1 protein-coding gene is annotated in these 311 nt (G+C 58.5%); it reads left to right on the top strand.

The annotated features are described in order from the left end of the window. Positions 1–311: phage protease (locus AO268_RS06200; RefSeq protein ID WP_218927876.1), on the top strand; the 311-nt coding region annotated here is incomplete at both ends.

Raw genomic sequence — 311 nt, 5'->3', positions numbered from 1 at the left:
GATTTGCCTATCGACTGGGAGCATGCAACCCAGCGCCGTGCCCCTCAAGGCGAGCCCGCCCCGGCCGGTGCATGGATCAAGAAACTGGAAATACGCGACGGCGCGTTGTGGGGCCAGGTCGACTGGACTCCACGCGGCAAACTCCAGGTTGAAGACAAAGAGTACCGCTTCCTTTCCCCGGTTTTTGATTACGACGATGAGACCAAGCGCATTGTGCGCATGGTCAGCGCCGCCCTTACCAACATCCCCAACCTCGTAATGACAGCACTCAACCAAGAGCAAATGGAGAACGCCCCTGTGAAACCCTCACC

The sequence above is a fragment of the Pseudomonas sp. ICMP 8385 genome (assembly GCF_002699915.1).
In the GTDB taxonomy this organism is placed as follows: Bacteria; Pseudomonadota; Gammaproteobacteria; order Pseudomonadales; family Pseudomonadaceae; genus Aquipseudomonas; species Aquipseudomonas gessardii.
Note: the sequence above shows the minus strand (reverse complement) of the source record. Positions and strands in the feature narration are given on the sequence as shown.